Source organism: Microbacterium sp. USHLN186 (assembly GCF_037145155.1).
Taxonomy (GTDB): domain Bacteria; phylum Actinomycetota; class Actinomycetes; order Actinomycetales; family Microbacteriaceae; genus Microbacterium.
The window spans coordinates 669,724-689,669 of the sequence record NZ_JBBCYA010000002.1 but is presented as its reverse complement, the minus strand read 5'-3'; the positions used below and the strand labels follow the sequence as shown (position 1 = coordinate 689,669).

At 70.1% G+C, this 19,946-nt stretch carries 19 protein-coding genes and 1 tRNA gene; 10 read left to right on the top strand and 10 right to left on the bottom strand.

The window, feature by feature from the left end; translation table 11 throughout:
* Window positions 1-41: 41 nt before the first annotated feature.
* Window positions 42-1,721: an energy-dependent translational throttle protein EttA gene (gene ettA, locus WFG93_RS07325; RefSeq protein WP_336645647.1), complete on the top strand. Its 1,680-nt coding sequence runs from the start codon at window positions 42-44 to the stop codon at window positions 1,719-1,721.
* An 11-nt stretch (window positions 1,722-1,732) separates the two neighbouring features.
* Complete coding sequence (locus WFG93_RS07320) at window positions 1,733-2,212, top strand: acyl-CoA thioesterase (protein ID WP_336645646.1); 480 nt, start codon at window positions 1,733-1,735, stop codon at window positions 2,210-2,212.
* Here WFG93_RS07320 and WFG93_RS07315 read toward each other — a convergent pair.
* The gene (locus tag WFG93_RS07315; RefSeq protein ID WP_336645645.1) at window positions 2,193-3,107 is read right to left on the bottom strand and encodes an acyl-CoA thioesterase; all 915 of its coding nucleotides are present in this window, start codon (window positions 3,105-3,107) and stop codon (window positions 2,193-2,195) included. The two genes, WFG93_RS07320 and WFG93_RS07315, sit on opposite strands and share 20 nt — an antisense overlap.
* A gap of 18 nt (window positions 3,108-3,125) precedes the next feature.
* Here WFG93_RS07315 and WFG93_RS07310 point away from each other — a divergent pair, with 18 nt between their 5' ends.
* Window positions 3,126-3,815: a hypothetical protein gene (locus tag WFG93_RS07310; RefSeq protein ID WP_336645644.1), complete on the top strand. Its 690-nt coding sequence runs from the start codon at window positions 3,126-3,128 to the stop codon at window positions 3,813-3,815.
* On the opposite strand, the gene WFG93_RS07305 is transcribed toward WFG93_RS07310, so the two are convergent.
* Genes WFG93_RS07305 through pepN form a run of 4 tightly spaced genes read right to left on the bottom strand, consistent with a single transcriptional unit; the run spans window position 3,812 to window position 9,587 of the window.
* Window positions 3,812-5,476, bottom strand: a complete 1,665-nt coding sequence (locus WFG93_RS07305; protein ID WP_336645643.1) for an FAD-binding dehydrogenase — start codon at window positions 5,474-5,476, stop codon at window positions 3,812-3,814. The two genes, WFG93_RS07310 and WFG93_RS07305, sit on opposite strands and share 4 nt — an antisense overlap.
* Window positions 5,473-5,922 (bottom strand): globin, encoded by a 450-nt coding sequence (locus tag WFG93_RS07300; protein ID WP_336645642.1) that lies wholly within the window; start codon window positions 5,920-5,922, stop codon window positions 5,473-5,475. The genes WFG93_RS07305 and WFG93_RS07300 overlap by 4 nt, the downstream gene beginning before the upstream one ends.
* Window positions 5,919-6,992: a mechanosensitive ion channel family protein gene (locus WFG93_RS07295; RefSeq protein WP_336645641.1), complete on the bottom strand. Its 1,074-nt coding sequence runs from the start codon at window positions 6,990-6,992 to the stop codon at window positions 5,919-5,921. Before WFG93_RS07295 ends, WFG93_RS07300 begins: the two co-directional genes overlap by 4 nt.
* 12 nt (window positions 6,993-7,004) lie before the next feature.
* A complete protein-coding gene (gene pepN / locus WFG93_RS07290; protein WP_336645640.1) occupies window positions 7,005-9,587 on the bottom strand; it encodes an aminopeptidase N in 2,583 nt (860 codons plus the stop codon).
* A gap of 157 nt (window positions 9,588-9,744) precedes the next feature.
* Here pepN and WFG93_RS07285 point away from each other — a divergent pair, with 157 nt between their 5' ends.
* The 5 genes from WFG93_RS07285 (at window position 9,745) to WFG93_RS07265 (ending at window position 15,572) form a co-directional block, all read left to right on the top strand.
* Window positions 9,745-10,929 (top strand): ferrochelatase, encoded by a 1,185-nt coding sequence (locus WFG93_RS07285; RefSeq protein ID WP_336645639.1) that lies wholly within the window; start codon window positions 9,745-9,747, stop codon window positions 10,927-10,929.
* A gap of 70 nt (window positions 10,930-10,999) precedes the next feature.
* Entirely contained in the window at window positions 11,000-11,485 is a 486-nt protein-coding gene (locus WFG93_RS07280) for a ribose-5-phosphate isomerase (protein ID WP_336645638.1), read from the top strand.
* Between the two features lies 1 nt (window position 11,486).
* Window positions 11,487-12,485 (top strand): Fpg/Nei family DNA glycosylase, encoded by a 999-nt coding sequence (locus WFG93_RS07275; RefSeq protein WP_336645637.1) that lies wholly within the window; start codon window positions 11,487-11,489, stop codon window positions 12,483-12,485.
* A gap of 109 nt (window positions 12,486-12,594) precedes the next feature.
* Window positions 12,595-14,079 (top strand): alanine/glycine:cation symporter family protein, encoded by a 1,485-nt coding sequence (locus tag WFG93_RS07270; RefSeq protein ID WP_336645636.1) that lies wholly within the window; start codon window positions 12,595-12,597, stop codon window positions 14,077-14,079.
* A gap of 11 nt (window positions 14,080-14,090) precedes the next feature.
* Window positions 14,091-15,572, top strand: coding sequence for an amidohydrolase (locus WFG93_RS07265; RefSeq protein WP_336645721.1), 1,482 nt, complete (start codon window positions 14,091-14,093; stop codon window positions 15,570-15,572).
* 52 nt (window positions 15,573-15,624) lie between these two features.
* Here WFG93_RS07265 and WFG93_RS07260 read toward each other — a convergent pair whose 3' ends face one another.
* A complete protein-coding gene (locus tag WFG93_RS07260; RefSeq protein WP_336645635.1) occupies window positions 15,625-16,110 on the bottom strand; it encodes a Dps family protein in 486 nt (161 codons plus the stop codon).
* A gap of 137 nt (window positions 16,111-16,247) precedes the next feature.
* On the opposite strand from WFG93_RS07260, the gene WFG93_RS07255 reads away from it, so the two are divergent.
* Entirely contained in the window at window positions 16,248-16,793 is a 546-nt protein-coding gene (locus WFG93_RS07255; protein WP_336645634.1) for a gamma carbonic anhydrase family protein, read from the top strand.
* Window positions 16,794-16,806: 13 nt separating this feature from the next.
* Window positions 16,807-16,880 (top strand) — tRNA-Ile (locus WFG93_RS07250).
* 45 nt (window positions 16,881-16,925) lie between these two features.
* Here WFG93_RS07250 and WFG93_RS07245 read toward each other — a convergent pair.
* From WFG93_RS07245 to WFG93_RS07230, 4 genes are read right to left on the bottom strand one after another with little or no spacing between them, the layout of a single operon-like run.
* Window positions 16,926-18,023 (bottom strand): YihY/virulence factor BrkB family protein, encoded by a 1,098-nt coding sequence (locus WFG93_RS07245; protein WP_336645633.1) that lies wholly within the window; start codon window positions 18,021-18,023, stop codon window positions 16,926-16,928.
* 57 nt (window positions 18,024-18,080) lie between these two features.
* Window positions 18,081-18,656: a DUF3618 domain-containing protein gene (locus tag WFG93_RS07240; RefSeq protein ID WP_336645632.1), complete on the bottom strand. Its 576-nt coding sequence runs from the start codon at window positions 18,654-18,656 to the stop codon at window positions 18,081-18,083.
* Window positions 18,653-19,066, bottom strand: coding sequence for a phage holin family protein (locus tag WFG93_RS07235; protein WP_336645631.1), 414 nt, complete (start codon window positions 19,064-19,066; stop codon window positions 18,653-18,655). Before WFG93_RS07235 ends, WFG93_RS07240 begins: the two co-directional genes overlap by 4 nt.
* The gene (locus WFG93_RS07230; RefSeq protein ID WP_336645630.1) at window positions 19,044-19,892 is read right to left on the bottom strand and encodes a hypothetical protein; all 849 of its coding nucleotides are present in this window, start codon (window positions 19,890-19,892) and stop codon (window positions 19,044-19,046) included. The genes WFG93_RS07235 and WFG93_RS07230 overlap by 23 nt, the downstream gene beginning before the upstream one ends.
* Window positions 19,893-19,946 lie beyond the last annotated feature (54 nt).

Genomic DNA, 19,946 nt, shown 5'->3' with positions numbered 1-19,946 from the left:
AGCCGAATCCGTGTGCGTGTCGACAGAAGGAGAGCTGCCCGGTGGCCGAGTACATCTATTCCATGGTGCGAGCCCGCAAGGCGGTGGGCGACAAGCTCATCCTCGACGATGTCACCATGGCGTTCCTGCCGGGCGCGAAGATCGGCATGGTGGGCCCCAACGGCGCTGGCAAGTCGACGATCCTGAAGATCATGGCCGGGCTGGACACCCCCTCCAACGGCGAGGCCAAGCTCACGCCGGGGTTCAGCGTCGGCATCCTCATGCAGGAGCCCGAGCTGGACGAGTCCAAGACGGTGCTGGAGAACATCCAGGACGGCGTGGCGATCAAGCCGAAGCTGGACCGCTTCAACGAGATCTCCGCCCTGATGGCCGACCCCGACGCGGACTTCGACTCGCTGCTCGCGGAGATGGGCGTGCTGCAGGAGGAGATCGACGCCGCGGACGGCTGGGACCTCGACTCGCAGCTCGAGCAGGCCATGGACGCGCTGCGCACGCCGCCCGCCGACGCCGCCATCGCCCCGCTCTCCGGGGGTGAGAAGCGTCGCGTCGCGCTGGCCAAGCTGCTGCTGCAGAAGCCAGACCTGCTGCTGCTCGACGAGCCCACCAACCACCTCGACGCCGAGAGCGTGCTGTGGCTCGAGCAGCACCTGAAGGACTACAAGGGCGCGGTCATCGCGATCACGCACGACCGGTACTTCCTCGACAACGTCGCGGAATGGATCGCGGAGGTCGACCGCGGCCGCCTGATCGGCTACGAGGGCAACTACTCCACCTACCTCGAGAAGAAGGCCGAGCGCCTCGACATCCAGGGCAAGAAGGACGCGAAGCTCGCCAAGCGCCTCAAGGACGAGCTCGACTGGGTGCGCTCCAGCGCGAAGGGCCGGCAGACCAAGTCGAAGGCTCGTCTGGCGCGGTACGAGGAGATGGCAGCGGAGGCCGAGCGCACCCGCAAGCTGGACTTCGAGGAGATCCAGATCCCCGCCGGCCCGCGCCTGGGCAACGTGGTCATCGAGGCGAAGAAGCTGGAGAAGGGCTTCGGTGACCGGATGCTCATCGACGGGCTCAGCTTCAGCCTCCCGCCGAACGGCATCGTCGGCGTGATCGGCCCCAACGGCGTGGGAAAGACCACGCTGTTCAAGACCATCGTCGGCCTCGAGCCGCTCGACGGCGGCGACCTGAAGATCGGCGAGACGGTCAAGATCAGCTACGTCGACCAGTCCCGCGCCAACATCGACCCGAACAAGACGCTGTGGGAGGTCGTCTCCGACGGACTCGACTTCATCACCGTCGGCAAGATCGAGATCCCCTCGCGCGCCTACGTGTCGAAGTTCGGCTTCAAGGGACCCGACCAGCAGAAGAAGGCCGGCGTGCTCTCCGGCGGTGAGCGCAACCGTCTGAATCTCGCGCTCACCCTGAAGGAGGGCGGCAACCTGCTGCTGCTCGACGAGCCCACCAACGACCTCGACGTCGAGACCCTCAGCTCGCTCGAGAACGCGCTGCTCGAGTTCCCCGGCTGCGCGGTGGTCATCACGCACGACCGGTGGTTCCTCGACCGCATCGCCACGCACATCCTCGCCTACGAGGGCACCGAGGAGAACCCGGCCCAGTGGCACTGGTTCGAGGGCAACTTCGAGGCGTACGAGGCGAACAAGATCGAGCGGATGGGTCCCGAGGCGGCCCGCCCGCACCGCACCACGCACCGCAAGCTCACGCGCGACTGATCGCTGCCGAGATGACCGACGGCCGGCGCCTGCACATCCCCATCCACCTGCGCTGGGGCGACCTCGACGCGTTCAATCACGTCAACAACACCTCGATGCTGAAGCTGCTCGAGGAGGCGCGCGTGCGCGCCTTCTGGAAGCCCGGCCCCGGGGAGCAGGCGCCGGAGACCGCGGTTCTCGACTCCGGCATCGATCAGGGTGTGCTCACGCTGATCGCGCGGCAGGAGATCGAGTACCTCGCGCCGGTGCCGTACCAGCGGCGGCCGCTCGAGGTGCAGATGTGGTTCGGCAAGCTCGGCGGCTCGAGCGTGGACGTCTGCTACGAGGTGCACAACCACCCCGACAGCGACCAGCGGACGATCTACGCCCGCTCGACGGCCGTGATCGTCCTCGTCGATGCCGCCACCGGCCGACCGGTGCGCATCGCCGAGGACATGCGCGCGGCCTGGGAGCCGTTCGTCGGCGAGCCGATCAGCTACGCGCGTCGCTGAGCGACGGGTCGTCGCCGGAGGGCACCCGTACCATGACCTCCTGCGCGACCGTCGCCAGCAGCGCGCCTGCGCGGTCGTAGATCCGCCCCGTGGCGAGGCCGCGGCCGCCGCGCGCGTTCGGCGACTCCTGCACGTACAGCACCCACTCGTCCGCGCGGCCGAAGCGGTGCCACCACATGGCGTGGTCCAGGCTCGCCACCTTCAGTCCCGGCGTGCTCCACGTGATGCCGTGACGACGCAGGATCGACTCCTGAATGGTCATGTCGCTGAGATAGGCGAGCGCGGCGCGGTGCAGGCGAGGATCGTCCGGCATCCGCGATCGCAGCCGCATCCACACCGCCTGGTGCGCGATGCGCTCCCCGGCGACGTCCACGAAGAGCGGCCCCTGCACATGGCGCACATCGGCGGGTCGCTCGGCGAGCATCTTCCTGGTGAGGGGATGCACCTCGCCCACCAGCTCCTCGTCCGGGCGCAGCTGCTCGGGACCCGGCACATCGCCCGGCATCGGGATGGCGTGCTCGAGGCCGGGGTCCTCGTCCTGGAATGAGGCGATCATCGAGAAGATCGGCACCCCGCCCTGGAACGCCTGGCAGCGACGCGTGGAGAAGGAGCGGCCGTCGTGGATGCGGTCCACGGCGAAGGTGATCCCGCTGGAGGTGTCGCCGGGACGCAGGAAGTAGCCGTGCATGGAGTGCACCACGCGCTCCTGCGGCAGCGTGCGCTCGGCGGCGACCAGCGACTGGGCCAGCACCTGGCCGCCGTAGATGCGCCCGGTCGGCATGAAGTGCGAGCGACCCGTGAAGATGTCCTCGGTGGTGCGCGCCTCCGAGGCGGACAGGTCGAGAACGTCGAGGAGGGCGTCGACGGATCGGCGGGCGGCCTGCTCAGCGGTCATCCGACTAGTTTAGGAGGAGTGACCAGACCTCTCGTGCTCGCCGACGCCCAGACCGCACGGGACGTGCTCACCTTCGCCGGGCGTGCCGCCAGGGCGGGCGCGGACGGTGTGCGGCTGCAGGCCGCGGGCGGTGTGCTCGCACTGACCTCGGCGGCCCTCGCCCCGCAGCACATCTTCGATGCCACCCCCACGATCCTGGCCATGCGCATCGTGCACGCCGACCCCGAGCTGCGCTGCGACATCGTCGTGGACGAGCTCACCCCTGGCGCCCAGCCCGCCGAGCTGACCCTGCCCGACACGGGGCGCGCGCCGGCGTGGGCGGGGGTCTCGCCGCCGCGCGGGAGCTGGGAGCACGTCGGCGAGCTGAGTGCGCAGATCGTCGCCGAGCGCGCGCAGTGGGGCATCTCGGCCGTCGCGCGGGGAAGCGCGCCGGGGGCCGGGGAGGAGGCGGTGCGCGAGCTGCGCGCGCGCGTGTGGGGCGAACCCGATGACGCCCTGCGGGATCTGCCGCGAGGGGTCGCGTTCGCGGCGCACGCGTTCGGCTTCCTGGCCGCCGGCCCTGCGGCCTTCGGCGCGGACGCCGAGCAGGTGCGCATCACCCGATCCGGGCGCTGGACGCGCCTCGCCTTCGCCCGCGGTCACGTGCTCAGCCGCGGTCCGTCGGTGACCGGGCTCACCGCGGTGCGCCTTACCGGCACGCTCGACTAGCGTCCCGCGGCACGGCCGGCCTGGCGGCCGGAGAACAGGCAGCCGCCGAGGAACGTGCCCTCCAGCGCGCGGTAGCCGTGCATCCCGCCGCCGCCGAAACCGCTCGCCTCGCCGGCCGCGAACAGGCCGGGGATGGGCGCACCTGCCGCATCCAGCACGCGGCCGTCGAGGTCAGTGTGCAGCCCGCCGAGCGATTTGCGGGTCAGCACGTGCAGGCGCACGGCGATCATCGGAGCTGCCGACGGGTCCTGCAGACGGTGCGGTGCGGCCGTGCGGATCAGCCGGTCGCCGCGGTAGGCGCGCATCGAGCGCAGCAGGCCGATCTGGGCGTCCTTGGTGAACTCGTTCTCGACTTCGCGGTCGCGCGCGATCACCTCCGCGCGCACCCGCTCGAGGTCCAGGGAGTCGCCACCCGCCAGCGCGGCCATCCCGGTCAGCAGCGCGTCGAGGTCCTCCTCGACGACGAAGTCGGCGCCCCGATCGAGGAACGCCTGCACGGGGGCGGTCGGGCCCTTCGCGAGCCGGGACCTCAGCAGCAGGCCGACATCGCGCCCGGTGAGGTCGGGGTTCTGCTCGCTGCCGGAGAGGGCGAATTCCTTCTCGACGACCCTCTGCGAGGTGATGAACCAGGAGTGGTCGTGGCCGATGCGGCGCAGATGGGCGAGCGTTCCCAGTGTGTCGAAGCCGGGGAACAGCGGCACCGGCAGACGTGCGCCGGTCGCGTCGAGCCAGAGCGAGGACGGGCCGGGCAGGATCCGGATGCCGTGCCCCGGCCACACCGGGTCCCAGTTCTCGATCCCCTCCACGTAGTGCCACATCCGGTCGCCGTTGATGACAGACGCCCCGGCGGCGCGTGCCACCTCCTGCATCGATCCGTCGACGTACGCGGGGACGCCGGTGAGCATCCGCTGCGGCGGAGTCCCGAGCCGCTCGGGCCAGGAGGCGCGCACGAGGTCGTGGTTGCCGCCGATCCCGCCGGAGGCGATGATCACGGCATCCGCCCTGATCTCGAACTCGCCCACCCGCTCCCGCGACGAGGCGACGCCGCGGGGACGGTGGCTGCGGGCGAGGACATCGCCGCGCGCACCGACGACGAGGCCGTCGTGCACGATCAGCTCCGACACCCGGTGTCGGCCGAGCACCGTCGCACGTCCTTCGGCCTCCGCACTCTCCACCGCGGCGAGGAACGGCGCGACGATGCCGGGACCGGTGCCCCAGGTGATGTGGAACCGCGGCACGGAGTTGCCGGGCCCGATCGCCCCGCCGCCGCCGCGCTCGGCCCATCCGACGACGGGGAAGAATCCGACGCCGTGCTCGCGCAGCCAGCTGCGCTTCTCGCCGGCCGCGAACTGCAGGTACGCCTCCGCCCAGCGACGCGGCCAGGCATCCTGCGGGCGGTCGAAGCCGGCGTTGCCGAACCAGTCCTCGCTCGCCAGCTCGAGGGAGTCGCGGATGCCCATCCTGCGCTGCTCGGGGGAGTCGACCAGGAACAGCCCGCCGAACGACCACCACGCCTGTCCGCCGAGGTCCTGCCGCGCCTCCTGATCGATGACGGTCACCCGTCGTCCGGCGCGCAGCGCCTCGGTCGCCGCCACCAGCCCCGACAGCCCCCAGCCGATCACGAGCACATCGGATGCGGGGCTGCGGGGGATGGTGGTCATGTGGTCTCCGTCGACTCCTGAGCGGCACGATGCTCGAGCGTCGGCCGGCCCTGCGGGGCGTGGCCGATGCCCGATGGCTCGAACGTGTTCACCATGGCATACGCGGCGCGTTCCAGGTAGTCCCAGAGCGTCGCCTCGTGCAGGGGGGAGAGGGCGACCTCGTCGAGGGCGGTGCGCATGTGGCGCAGCCACCGGTCGCGCGCATCGGGGTCGACGTGGAAGGGCACGTGGCGCATGCGCAGACGCGGATGCCCCCGTCGCTCGCCATACGTGGTCGGCCCGCCCCAGTACTGCACGAGGAACCACGTCAGCCGCTGCGCGGCAGGTCCGAGATCCTCCTCGGGGTACATCGGCTTCAGCACCGGGTCCAGCGCCACCTCGCGGTAGAACACCGACACGATGCGCTCGAAGGTGGGATAGCCCCCGACCTCGTCGTAGAACGTCACTGCGCGCCGCCTTCCTCATCGCTGCTCTTGCGCCGTCGCCAGATGCCGCGGTCGACGATCCGCGGCACGCCGGTGACCGCGGTGGGCCGGGTGACCGGCGGGTTCGCGCCGCGCACCCGCCGGGCGCCTTCGAGCCCGGTGAGGGTCACCGCCGCCATTCGCGGAATCGCGATGTCGCGCTCGGACAGCGCCGAGCGCAGGCGGCGCCGCAGCTCCTGCGAGACGTCGTCCATGGCGTTCGCGCGCGTCTTCACCACCACGCGCATGACCAGGGCGTCGCCGTCGATGCTCTCCAGCCCCCACACCTCCGGCTTGGCGATGATCCTGGTGCGCCATTTCGGGTCCTTCGCGAGCCCCTGCGCGGTGCTCAGCATGGTCTTCTCGACCACGTCGAGGTCGGCGTCGGGTGCGACGCCCAGGTCGACGATCGCGCGTGCCCAGCCCTGCGACATGTTGCCGATGCGGGTGACCTCGCCGTTGCGCACGTACCAGAGCGTGCCGTTGACGTCGCGCACCTGCGTGATGCGGACGCTGACGTACTCGACGACACCGGATGCCAGGCCGAGATCGACCACGTCGCCGATCCCGATCTGATCCTCGGCAACGAGGAAGATGCCGTTCAGCACGTCCTTGACGATGTTCTGCGCCCCGAAGCCGAGCCCGGCGCCGACCGCGGCGGTGAGCAGGGTGAGCGAGCCGAGCAGGCTGGGGAGGATGGCGTTCACGATGAGGACCAGCGCGATCACCACGAGCATCACGTTGACGATGTTCTGCAGGATCGAGCCGAGCGTGCGGGTGCGCTGGACGAGGCGCATGTCGGCGAGCGGTGATCGCTCGAGGGCCTGAGTGTCGTCGACGCGCGCCTTCGACTTGGCGCTGTTCACGATGCGCTGCACGACGCGGCGGATGACCAGGCGCAGGATGAACCCGATCGCCACGCAGCTCGCGATGATGATGACGACAGCGAGCGCCCGGCCGCCGATCGTCACCAGGATGTCCAGCATGCCGCTCCACCACCCCGGATCTGCGGGGTCGGGGGCGGGAGTCTCGGCGGCGAAGCGGATGTCCATCACCTCGAAGGGTCAGTCCTCCGCGTCGCGCGCCTGCGCCGCCAGTGCGCGCTCCACATCCGCCAGGTTCTCGTGCACCAGGCGCCGCAGCGCGGGCGCCGCGTCCTGGTGCGCGGACAGCCACGCCCGCGTGGCGTCGCGCAGCTCGACGCTCGCGAGCGAGCGTGGGAACAGCCCGACGATGAGATAGTCGGCGATCTGGTAGGTGCGGCCCTCCCAGATCGGCAGCAGCATGTCGAAGTACGGCTCGATGAACTCCCCGAGCACGTCGACTCCCGACGGGTGCACGAAGCCCTGGGCGGCCGAGCGCACGATGGTGTTGGGCAGCTCGTCGTTGTCGATCAGCGACGACCAGGCGGCGTGCTTGGCCTCGGCGGTGGGCAGCGCGGCCCGCGCCTGCGCGGCGAACTCGCCGCCCTTGGCGGTGTTGTCGGCGGCCAGGGCCGCATCGATCGAGCCCGCGTCGGTCGCCCCGGCGGCGGCGAGGCCGACCAGCAGCAGCCACGACAGGTCTGCGTCGATCTCCAGACCGGGCAGGGTCTCCTCGCCGGCGCGCAGCCGTCCGACGATGCCGGCCTGCTCGGGCGTGGCGATGGAGTTCGCGAAGGCGGTGACGAGCTGCAGCTGTCCGTCGCTGCCCGGCGCGGCCTGCTGGGCGAGCGCCCACAGGCCATCGGCGATCTTCTCCCGCGCGGCCGCGCGATTGTGCGGTGCGATGTAGATGTTCGCGGCGAGCTGCAGCTGCGCGAGGGTGGTGCGCACGGTGGTCGACTCGGTCTCCTGACCGATGTTTCCCAGCACGAGGTCGATGTAGTCGGTGGCCGTGCTCTCGGCATCCCGGGTCTGATCCCACGCGGCTCCCCACACGAGCGAGCGCGCCAGCGGATCCGCGATGTCGGAGAGGTGCGCGATCGCGGTGGCCAGTGAGCGCTCGTCGAGGCGGATCTTCGCGTAGGCGAGGTCGTTGTCGTTGAGCAGCACCATGTCCGGCCGCTTCAGCCCCTGCAGCTCGGGCACCTCGGTGCGGTCGCCGTCGATGTCGACCTCGACGTAGTGCGTGCGCACCAGCTCGCTGCGGCCACCGGCCTCGGTGAGCGAGTAGAAGCCGATCCCCATCCGGTGCGGACGAATGGTGGGGTAGTCCGCCGGAGCGGTCTGGGTGACCGCGAAGCGAGTGATCGTGCCGGCGGCGTCCTCGGCGATGACCGGGGCGAGGGTGTTCACGCCGGCCGTCTCGAGCCACTTGCGCGCCCAGGTGCTGAGGTCACGGCCGCTGGTGGTCTCCAGCTCGCTGAGCAGGTCGCTGAGCTCGGTGTTGCCCCAGGCGTGCTTCTGGAAGTACTGCGAGACACCGGCGAAGAACGCGTCGATGCCCACCCAGGCGGCGAGCTGCTTGAGCACCGAGCCGCCCTTCGCGTAGGTGATGCCGTCGAAGTTGACCATGACGTCTTCGAGGTCGTTGATCTCGGCGACGATCGGGTGGGTGGAGGGCAGCTGGTCCTGACGGTAGGCCCAGGTCTTCTCCATCGCGTTGAAGGTCGTCCAGGCGGCTTTCCACTCGGTGGCCTCGGCCGTCGCGATCGTGGAGGCCCACTCGGCGAACGACTCGTTCAGCCACAGGTCGTTCCACCACTTCATGGTGACGAGGTCGCCGAACCACATGTGCGCGAGCTCGTGCAGGATCGTCACGACGCGCCGCTCCTTGACGGCATCCGTCACCTTGCTGCGGAAGACATAGGTCTCGGTGAACGTCACCGCACCCGCGTTCTCCATGGCACCGGCGTTGAACTCCGGCACGAACAGCTGGTCGTACTTCTCGAACGGGTACGGCACACCGAACTTCGACTCGAAGTACGCGAAGCCCTCGCGCGTCTTGTCGAAGATGTAGTCCGCGTCCAGGTGCTGCCACAGGCTCTTGCGGCCGTACACGCCGAGCGGGATCACCGCACCGGAGGAGCTGGTGAGCTCCGAGAACGTCGCCTCGTAGGGACCGGCGATGAGCGCGGTGATGTACGACGAGATGCGCGGTGTGGGCGCGAAGCCCCACGTCGCGACCTTCTGCGTTCCGGAGTCCGTCGACGAATCATGCACGATCGGCTCGGGAGTGGGGGAGTTGGAGACGACCTTCCACGCGGCGGGCGCCGTGACCGTGAACTGGAACGTCGCCTTCAGGTCGGGCTGCTCGAAGACGGCGAACACGCGCCTCGAGTCGGGCACCTCGAACTGCGAGTACAGGTAGACCTCGCCGTCGACGGGGTCCACGAAGCGGTGCAGGCCCTCACCGGTGTTGGTGTACAGGCAGTCGGCGTCGACGATCAGCACGTTCTCGGCCTGCAGATCGCCCAGCGCGATGCGCGAGTCGGCGTACGCCGCCCCCGGGTCGATCTGCTCGCCGTTTAGGGTGATCTCACGCACGTCGCGCGCGATCAGGTCGATGAAGGTGAAGCTCCCGGGCGTCGCGGTGAACCGGACCACACTGCGCGAGCCGAACACCTCCGCGCCCTTGGTGAGGTCGAGCGAGACCTCGTACGACTGCGTGTCGATGAGGGCACGGCGCTCCTGCGCTTCGAGACGAGTGAGATTTTCTCCAGGCACGGCTGATTTCTCCCATTGGTGGAGGGGTGTCGAACTGCCCGACGCTGCTGGCGCCGACGGCAACCCTGACAGCCTACGCCAGCACCACGGCGGCGTGCAGGGATGCGCGGGAGTCGTTCCGCGCCCGCTCATAGGAAGCGGATGCCAGGATGGTCGCGTGAGCAGCTCAGAACCCATCGTCGTTCCCCACGCGTCGTCCGCCGCCGCCGGCGGCGCTGCGCACGTCACCGAGCCCGTCGCGTACGACGGCATCCTGCTCGCCGGCTTCGGCGGGCCGGAAGGTCAGGATGACGTCATCCCGTTCCTGCGCAACGTGACGCGCGGCCGGGGCATCCCGGATGAGCGGCTCGAGGATGTCTCGCACCACTACCGTCACTTCGGCGGCGTCAGCCCCATCAACGCGCAGAACCGCGCGCTGAAGGCGGCGCTCGAAGCGGAGCTCGCGGCCCGCTCGATCGATCTGCCCGTGTACTGGGGCAACCGCAACTGGGCGCCCTATCTCAACGAGGCGGTCGCCCAGGCGGCGGACAACGGCGACACCACCCTGCTCGCCTTCGCCACCAGCGCGTACAGCTCGTTCTCGAGCTGCCGGCAGTACCGCGAGGACTTCGCACGGGTGCTCGACGGCAGCCCCTACGACGGCGTGGTGACGATCGACAAGATCCGCCCCTTCTTCGACCACCCCGGGTTCGTGCAGGCCTTCGTCGAGGGCGTCCACGACGCGATCCGCAGCCGCCTGGACGAGGGGATGGCGCCGGGCGAGGTGCAGGTGCTCTTCTCGACGCACAGCATCCCCATGGACGACGCGAAGCGCTCCGGCCCGCGCGACATGGACCTCGGCGAGGGCGGCGCGTACGCCGCCCAGCACGAGGCGGTCGCGGCCTGGGTGATGCACCGCGTCGCCGAGCTCGCCCCCGCCGCCGCCGACGTGCCGTGGGAGCTGGTGTACCAGTCCCGCTCCGGTCCCGCCTCGCAGCCGTGGCTAGAGCCCGACGTGTGCGATGTCATCGCTGAGCTGCCCGCCCGCGGCCGTCGCGCCGTGGTCGTCGTTCCGGTCGGCTTCATGAGCGACCACATGGAGGTGCTCTGGGACCTCGACACCGAGGCCAAGGAGGCCGCCGAGGAGGCGGGACTCGCCTTCGTCCGCACGCCGACCCCCGGCGTCTCGCCGGCGTTCGTCGCCGGGATCGTCGATCTCGTCCAGGAGCGCCTGGAAGGACGCCCCGTCGCCGATCGCGCGCACACCACCGACCTCGGACCCTGGTTCGACGTGTGCCGTCCCGGCTGCTGCGAGAACATCCGCGCGGGATTCAAGCCCGCCGCGGCCGGCATCGCCCCCTGACCCTTCGACAGGCTCAGGGACCCATTCGACAGGACGGACACCGCTCCCGGCGCTGAATAGGATGGGAGCCATGCGCATCCACATCGCCACCGACCACGCCGGACTCGATTTCTCGCACCGGCTGCAGGAGCACCTGCGCAGCGCCGGCCACGAGGTCGTCGACCACGGACCGGTCGAATACGACGCGCTCGACGACTACCCGGCGTTCTGCATCCGCGCCGCACAGGCGGTCATCGCCGACCAGGAGTCCGGGGTCGCGGCGCTGGGCGTCGTGTTCGGCGGATCCGGCAACGGCGAGCAGATCGCCGCCAACAAGGTCGCGGGGGTGCGTGCGGCGCTGGTGTGGAACCTGTCGACGGCGCAGCTGGCCCGCGAGCACAACGATGCGAACGTCATCTCGATCGGCGCGCGCCAGCACAGCTTCGACGAGGTGACGTCGTTCATCGATCTGTTCATCGCCACGCCGTTCACCGGCGAGGAGCGGCACGTGCGCCGGATCGGCCAGATCGCCGCCTTCGAGAGGGACGGGTCGCTGCTGCCGGACCCGAGGGCCTGACATGCCCGAGGGGCATTCCGTCCACCGGATCGCACGGCAGTTCGCGCGCAACTTCGTGGGCCGGCCGGTGCAGGCATCCAGCCCGCAGGGCCGCTTCGCCGAGGGCGCCGCGGTACTGCAGGGACGCGAGATGCTGCAGGCGATGGCCGTGGGCAAGCAGATGTTCCTGGAATTCGAGGACGCGGTCTGGCTGCGAGTGCATCTCGGGCTGTACGGCGCATGGGATTTCGCCGGTGAGATCGTGGCGGACGCGACCATCGCCTCGGCGAACGGACGGATGGGCCAGACCAATCAGCGCGGCACCGACCTCGACGAGGCGATCTTCGACGACGCGGGTGAGAACTCGCTGACCTCGATCGGGGCGCCGCGACGCACGCGGGTGCACGTGCGCATGTCGGAGCAGACCAGTGGGCTGTCCGACGAGGGCGACGAATGGCCCCCGCCGGTCGTGGGGCAGGTGCGGCTGCGGCTGCTGAACGAGACCACGTGCGCCGATCTGCGCGGACCGACCGCCTGCGCGCTGCAGAGCACGGACGAGATGCTCGCCACGATCGCCAAGCTCGGACCCGATCCCCTCGTCGGCGATGTCGACGAGGGCGAGGAGCGCTTCGTGCGCACGGTGCGTCGCAAGCCCACCCCGATCGCGCTGCTGCTGATGGATCAGGCGGTCATCAGCGGGATCGGCAACGTCTATCGGGCGGAGATGCTGTTCCGAGCCCGCGTCGAGCCGCACACTCCCGGCCGCGACGTTCCCGAGGAGGTCGTGCGCGAGCTGTGGCGCGACTGGGTGCGGCTGCTGTCGATCGGCGTCGAGACCGGCCAGATGATGACGATGGACGGGCTGGGGGAGGCAGAGTACCGCGCGGCGATGGCCAGCCGCGACGATCGGCACTGGGTGTACCACCGGGCTGGACTGCCCTGCCGCGTGTGCGGCACCGAGATCGCACTCGAGGAGATCGGCGCGCGCAAGCTCTACTGGTGCCCGTCCTGTCAGCGCTGAGCTGCAGCGCCGACAGCGACGCGCGCGGGCGCGCCGCGTGCGAATCTGAGTGCCCGCTGTGAATAGGATGGCGGAATCCGTTCGCAACGACGCATGACAGGAGACGCTCATGGATCTGTCCGGCCTGGAAGCCGTGCTCGGCAACATCAGCTCGTGGATCTGGGGGCCCTGGTTCCTCATCCCGCTGCTGCTGGGCACCGGGCTCTATCTCACGATCCGGCTCGGGGGCCTGCAGTTCCTCAAGCTGGGTGCCGCGCTCCGGCTCGGCCTGTTCACGCGGCGTGATCCTGGCTCGGACGGCGACATCTCCCAGTTCCAGGCGCTCACCACCGCCCTCGCCGCCACGGTGGGGACGGGCAACATCGTCGGCGTCGCGACGGCCATCGGCATCGGCGGCCCCGGCGCGCTGTTCTGGATGTGGGTGACCGGACTGCTCGGGATGGCGTCGAAGTACTCCGAGGCGTTCCTCGGCGTGCGCTTCCGCACCACGGATGCCGCGGGCGAGAAGTCCGGCGGACCGCAGTACTACCTGGAGCGCGGCATCCCGAATCGCTTCGGCAGGTTCCTCGCCATCTTCTTCGCCATCGCCGCCGTCATCGCCTGCTTCGGCATCGGCAACATGACGCAGGGCAACTCGATCTCGGCGAACCTGCAGAACAGCTTCAACGTGCCCACCTGGGTCACCGGCATCGTCCTCACGGTGTTCGCGCTGCTCGTGCTCGTCGGCGGCATCAAGTCCATCGGCCGTGTCACCGCCGGTCTCGTCCCGGTCATGATCATCTTCTACGTGCTCGGCGCGATCTACATCCTCGTCGCCAACATCGGCGGCGTCCCGGCGGCGTTCGCGCAGATCTTCACCGACGCGTTCACCGGCACCAGCGCGATCGGCGGCTTCGCCGGATCCGCGATCATCATCGCCGTGCAGATGGGCGTCGCCCGCGGGATCTTCTCCAACGAGTCCGGCATGGGCTCGGCCGCGATCGCCGCCGCGGCGGCGAAGACCAGTCACCCCGTCCGTCAGGGTCTCGTGTCGATGACCCAGACCTTCATCGACACGATCATCGTCGTCACCTGCACGGGCCTGGTGATCATCACCACCGGCGTCTGGAACATGACGGACCCCGAGACCGGCGAGCAGATCAACGCGGCGCTGATGACGGGCGAGGCGTTCTCGCACGGACTGCCCGGGGAATGGGGGCACTACATCGTCACCATCGGCCTCGTCCTGTTCGCCGGATCCACGATCCTCGGCTGGTCTTATTACGGTGAGCGCAGCATCGAGCGTCTGCTCGGTCGCCGGGCGGTGATGCCGTTCCGCATCCTGTTCTCGCTGGTCGTGTTCGTCGGCTGCACGGTGCAGCTGGGTGTGGTGTGGGCGTTCTCCGACGTGATGAACGGGCTGATGGCCCTGCCGAACCTCATCGGCCTGCTCGTGCTCTCCGGTCTCGTCGCGCGTGAGACGAAGAAGTACCTCGACAACGATCCGAAGCTCACGGCCACGACCGAGCAGGTCGAGGCGTTCATGGCCGACGATCAGGCGTTCCAGGACTGGAAGACGCAGGCCATCCCGGTCGTGCGCAGCGCGGCGCGGTGAGCTCGTCGCCCATGCCGGGCGAGCGCGTCGATGTGGTGCGCGCCGCCCGGCTCTTCGGCTCTGCCGCAGTGGCGTTCGGGGACGAGCCGGTCGACCTGATCCTCGCAGACGGATGGATCGCCGACATCGCCCCGACCGGCGCGCTGCGCACCGCGGGTCGGGTGCTGGACGTCGCAGGCGCCCGCGTCGTGCCGGGGCTGTGGGACCATCACGTGCACACCGTGCAGTGGGCGCTGCACGCGGAGCGTACCTCGCTCGCCGCCGTCGGCAGCGCGGCAGAGGCCGCGCGGCTGATGAGCGAGGTCGAGCCGCTGGGCGACGGGCGCCGCATCGGCGTCGGGATGCGCGACGCGCTCTGGCCGGACGATCCCACGCTCGCGCTGCTCGACGAGCTCACCGGCGAGGTGCCCACCTATCTCATCAACGCGGACGTGCACAGCGTGTGGATGAACAGCGCCGCTCTGCGCCGCGAGGGATTCCCGCCGACGCCCGACGGGATGCTGCGCGAGGAGGACGCCTTCGAGATCTCGCGGCGCCTGAACGCCGCCGACGACGCGTCCGCCGACGCTGCGGTGCTCCGGGCGGGGCAGCGCGCCGCTGCGCGCGGGGTGACGGGGACGGTCGACTTCGACATGGCGTGGAACGCCGCCGCATGGCGGCGCCGGGCGGACGCCGGCTTCGCCGCCCACCGGGTGGAGTTCGCCTGCTACGCCGCCGACTTCGAACGGGCGGTCGCCGAGGGCCTGCGCACAGGCGACGAGTTGGCCGGCACCTCCGGTCTCGTGCACGTCGGTCCGCTCAAGCTCATCACCGACGGCTCGCTGGGCACGCGGACGGCGGCGTGCTCGCACGCCTACGACGATGACCCCGCCAACTTCGGCGTGCTCACGATCGACCCGGATGAGCTGCGCGAGCTGCTCACCCTGGCCACCGCGGCAGGTATGGAGGTCGCCGTGCACGCGATCGGGGACCGGGCGGTGGCATCGGCACTCGACGCGTTCACCTACACCCAGGCGCGCGGCACCATCGAGCACGCCCAGCTCGTGCGCCACGCCGACCTCGCGCGCTTCGCCCGACTCGGCGTCGTCACCAGCGTGCAGCCGGAGCACGCGGTCGACGACCGCGATCTGGTGGGATCGCTGTGGCAGCACCAGCAGGCGCTGAGCCATCCGCTCGCCTCGCTGCTGGCCGCCGACATCGCGGTGCGCTTCGGTTCGGACGCACCTGTCGCGCCACTGGATCCCTGGCTGACCATCGCCGCGGCTGTGCACCGCACCGGCGATGAGCGCGCGCCGTGGCAACCCGAGGAGCGGGTGGGCGTCGAGGCGGCTCTGCAGGCGAGCGCGCGGCATGGGACGGCCGAGACCTCGATCGGCGCTCTCGCCGATCTCGCGGTGTGCGGATCCGATCCGTTGACCGCCGGTCGCGACGAGCTGCGCCGGATGCCGGTCTCGGCCACCCTGCTCGGCGGCAGGATCACGCACCGGGCCTGAACGCGAGAGGGCGCCGCAGCCGAAGCTGCGACGCCCTGTGCACCGGCCGCGCTCAGGCGGCGATGTGCGAGATGAGGAACCAGCGGTCCTTCTCCAGCCCGCGCTGGATCTCGATGGCCACGTCCTGGCTGGTGAGATCGACCTCGTCGAGGCCCTCCACGGCAGCCTTCACTTCGACCAGGATGGCGTCGATCTCGCCGACGACCGCACGGATCATCTCGTCGGACTGTGCGAAGCCGGCCGGCACGCCGGTCTGGCCGGCCTTGTCGGCGACGGTCTGCACACGGGCGTCGATCGGCAGCCCCAGGGCGACGATGCGCTCGGCGGCGGTGTCGGCGAAGTCCCCGGCGTGCGCGACGATGGTGTCGAGCAGCTCGTGCACACCGACGAAGTTCGCGCCGCGCACGTGCCAGTGCGCCTGCTTGCCGTTCACGGTCAGCGCCTGAAGGCCGTGCACGACGGGGGAGAGGAACTGTGCGGCGGCGGCGGCGACGGTGGGGTCGACGGCGACAGTGGGGACGGTCTGGGCCTTGCTCATGTGAACCTCCGAGTGTCTGCTTCCGGTCTTTCGAGTACAACGCTACTCAGCCGGACGCATTCCGCAAGCAAGCCAAGGCAACGCTTACCGCGCGCGAGATCCGCGGAATCCCGCGGAAGTGCGGGTAGTGTCGCACCATGAGCATCGCCGCTGCCGCATCCGTCATCGCACTCGGCCCGCACGCGCCACAGGTGCCGTCCGACGCCTTCGTCGCCGACGGTGCGCGGATCGTGGGCGAGGTGCGGCTGGGGTCGGCGTCGAGCGTCTGGTACAACGCCGTGCTGCGCGCGGACTCGGCGTCGATCACGATCGGGCGCGCCAGCAACGTGCAGGACAACGTCTCGGTGCACGTCGACGCGAGTCATCCGGTGGTGATCGGCGACCACGTGTCGATCGGACACAACGCCGTCGTGCACGGCTGCACCATCGGCGACGGGTCGCTGGTGGGCATGGGCGCGGTCGTGCTGAGCGGGGCGGAGATCGGACGCGGCTGCCTCATCGCCGGGGGAGCGGTGGTGCTCTCCGGAACGCGGGTGCCGGACGGCTCGCTGGTCGCCGGTGTGCCGGCGTGGGTGCGCCGGCCGCTGAGTGCGCAGGAGCGCGAGGGTCTGATGGAGAATTCCCGGATCTACCTCGAGCACACACGCACCCACGCGGCGGCGATCGGCGAATCCCACAGGTAAGCTGGTGCTCTGCGGGGCGGTGGCCAAGCTGGTGAAGGCAGTGGGCTCATAACCCAACGATCGCGGGTTCAAGTCCCGCCCGCCCCACCGTGATCAGCCCACCGACTCAGGGGATGCCCGCTCCGCGGCGGGTCAGCGATGGCGGTCGTCGGATCCTGACCGCTCGCCTTCCCGGTCCGGCTCGTCGTCCGCGCTGAGCCGGATGCGGCGGCCCTCGGCGATGTCCTTCTTCTCCTTCTCTGCGCGCTTGTCGCTCTGGCGGGTGTCACGCGGGGGGAGCTGGACGTCTCGCTCGGCCGCGATGCCGGCCTGCAGTTCACGGCCGCGCTCGAGCTCGGCGTCGAACTCGGCGCCGAAGAGCAGGGCGAGGTTGGCGATCCACAGCCACAGCAGGAAGACGATCACGCCGGCGAGCGAGCCGTAGGTGCGCTCGTAGTTGGAGAAGTTGCTGACGTACACCACGAATCCGACGGTGGCGATCGCGAGGACGACGATCGCGAGCACCGCGCCCACGCTGATCCAGCGGAACCGGGGCTGCTTGACGTTGGGGGTGGCGTAGTAGAGCACCGCGATGAGGAACACGACGATGAACAGCAGCAGCGGCCAGCGCAGGATGGCCCACGCGATGCGCACCGCCTCGCCGGCTCCGATGGCCCTGCCGACGGCGTCGATCAAGTCGCCGGAGAGGGCGAGGGCGACCGCCGCGATCGCGAGGGCGACCACGGTGATGACCGTGACGAGCAGCTGCATCGGCCGGAGCTTCCAGAACGGACGGCCCTCGTCGATCTCGTAGATCCGGTTCATGGCTCGGCTGAAGGCGCCCACGTACCCGGATGCCGACCAGAGGGCGACCAGCAGGCCGGTGACCAGCGCGAGTCCGGCGCCGGGCGCATTGGAGAGCTGCTCGATCGGGCCGCGCAGAGCGTCGACGGTGTCTGCCGGCGCGACGTCGCGCAGGATGCCGAGCACCGCGTCAGCGGCGGCGCCGTCCTGACCGAACACGCCCAGCAGCGAGAAGATCGCGATGAGCGCGGGAAAGGTCGACAGCACCGCGTAGTAGGTCAGTCCGGCCGCGGCATCCATGCACTGGTCGGCGGAGAACTCGCGTGCGGTCTTGCCGAGGATGTACTTCCACGACCGCTTCTCGACGTCGGTCAGCGAGTCCGGCTTCCGATCCGCATCCGGTGCCGGTGCGTGCTGCTTGGTCGTGGTGTCGTGCTGCTCGGCCATTTGCCTCTCCCCTCCAAATGAGGAGGGCGGGAGTCGCCTCCCGCCCTCCTGAATCGGTCAGCTCCCGCTGACGTTGTCCTTCGCCTGCTGCGCCTGCCCCTTGACGGTGTCGGCCGCGTCCGCTCCCTCGGCCTTCACGGTCTCCACGGCGTCCGCAGCCCGGTCCTGCACGGCGGCCGCGGCATCGCGGGCGGGCTCCTTGAGATCATTCGCGACCTCCTTGGCGACGTCGCCGACCTCGTCCACCAACGGCTGTGCGGCGTCGCGCACCGACTGCGCCATCTCCTTCTCCCGGCGAGAGGCGGGGATCAGCGAGGAGATGAGCAGACCGGCGCCGAAGGCGATCAGTCCGACGGCGAGAGGAGCACCCTCGGCCTTCGCCTTGACGTGGTGGGCCATGTCACCGGCGTCGTGTGCGACGCCGTGCGCCATGTTCGAGGTGGCGGAGCCGGCGTCGTCCGCCGCGCCCATGACCCGGTCGCGCGCGGCGTTCACTGCGCCGCGCACCTTGCCGACCTGACGCTGGGCGATCTTCGACGGCGTGACCTTGTCGGCCAGTGCGTCGACGTCGTATCCGAGTTCGGCCCGGGTCCGCTCGATGTCCGCGCGGATGGCATCTGGTGAATCGCTCATCGGTTCTCCTCATTTCTCTTGAATGTCGGGGGGATCTCCTGCAGCGTCTCGACGGTCTGCGGCGCCCCCTGCACCTTCTTCATCTGGTTGCGGCCGACCACGAACAGCACGGCCGCGATGATCGCCCACACGACGGCGACGATGACTCCGGCCCATCCGCCGCCGACCAGGGTCGCGAGCGCAGCCCAGAGGGCGATCGACAGGAACAGCACGACCATCGAGGCCGCATATCCCGCGCCGCCCAGCATCCCGGCGCCCTTGGCGGACGTGGTGGCGGACTGCTTCAGCTCGGCCTTCGCGAGGGCGATCTCCTGGCGCATCAGCGTGGACAGGTCACGCGTGACCTCCCCGAGCAGCTCGCCCAGGGACGTCGACGCGGCGCGCTCCTCAGAGGGTGTCGGGTCGCTCATGTGTCACCCCCTGTCCGGTGGAGCCGTCGCCGGGGTACGCGGAACCGCCGCGTTCGGCGGCCGACTCGGTGTACAGCGGTGTCTCGTGCGAGGCAGGAGGGGGCGGTACCGGGGTGCCGGTCGCGCCGGCTCCGGCGATGCCGGCGCCGGGGGCGCCGACCATGGGGGCGCCGGTTCCGGAAGCGCCGGTTCCGACGGGCGACCCCACCGCAGGAGGAACAGGTGGCGCCGGCGGCATCGGCGGTACGGCCGCCGTCGTCGCGGTCGGAGCCAGGGCCGTGCTGGGCCGCGAGGACGACGAGTCGTCCTTCGCGTTCGCTGCCAGAGCGCGGGTGAGGCGGCCGGCCACGATACCGGCGACGAGTGCACCGCCGATGAACGCGCCAGGACGGCGGCGAGCGAACGACTTCACGTCCTGCATGACCTCCCCGGGCTCACGATCGCCCAGCCACGTCGCCATGCCGGAGATGCGGTCCGACGCCTTCTGCACGAGGTCGCTGGCGACGCCGTTGCCGTCGGAGTTGCGCGCCATCGAGCTCAGCTCGGAGCCGAGCGAGTCCAGCCCGCCGGCCAGCCGCTGCTGCTGCTTCGACGCCTGCTCGCTCAGCTCCTGGCGGGTCTGATCGAACAGGTCCTTCGCCTGGGCCTTCGTCTCGTGAGCGACCGCCTTCGCTTCGTCCTTGGCGGTGCCGGTGACGTCCTTCGCGGCATCCGTCGCGGTGTCCTTGAGGTCACTCGCCTCCTGCTTCGCCGTGTCGACCGCGCCGGGCCCGCCGCCCGTGCCGTAGGGTGTGCCGCCACTTACGGCGTTGGTGCCGTCTGACATGGTCTCTCCTTCGTTCGGTTTCCTTCGGTGTACTGCTGTGCCGGACGCGCGGTC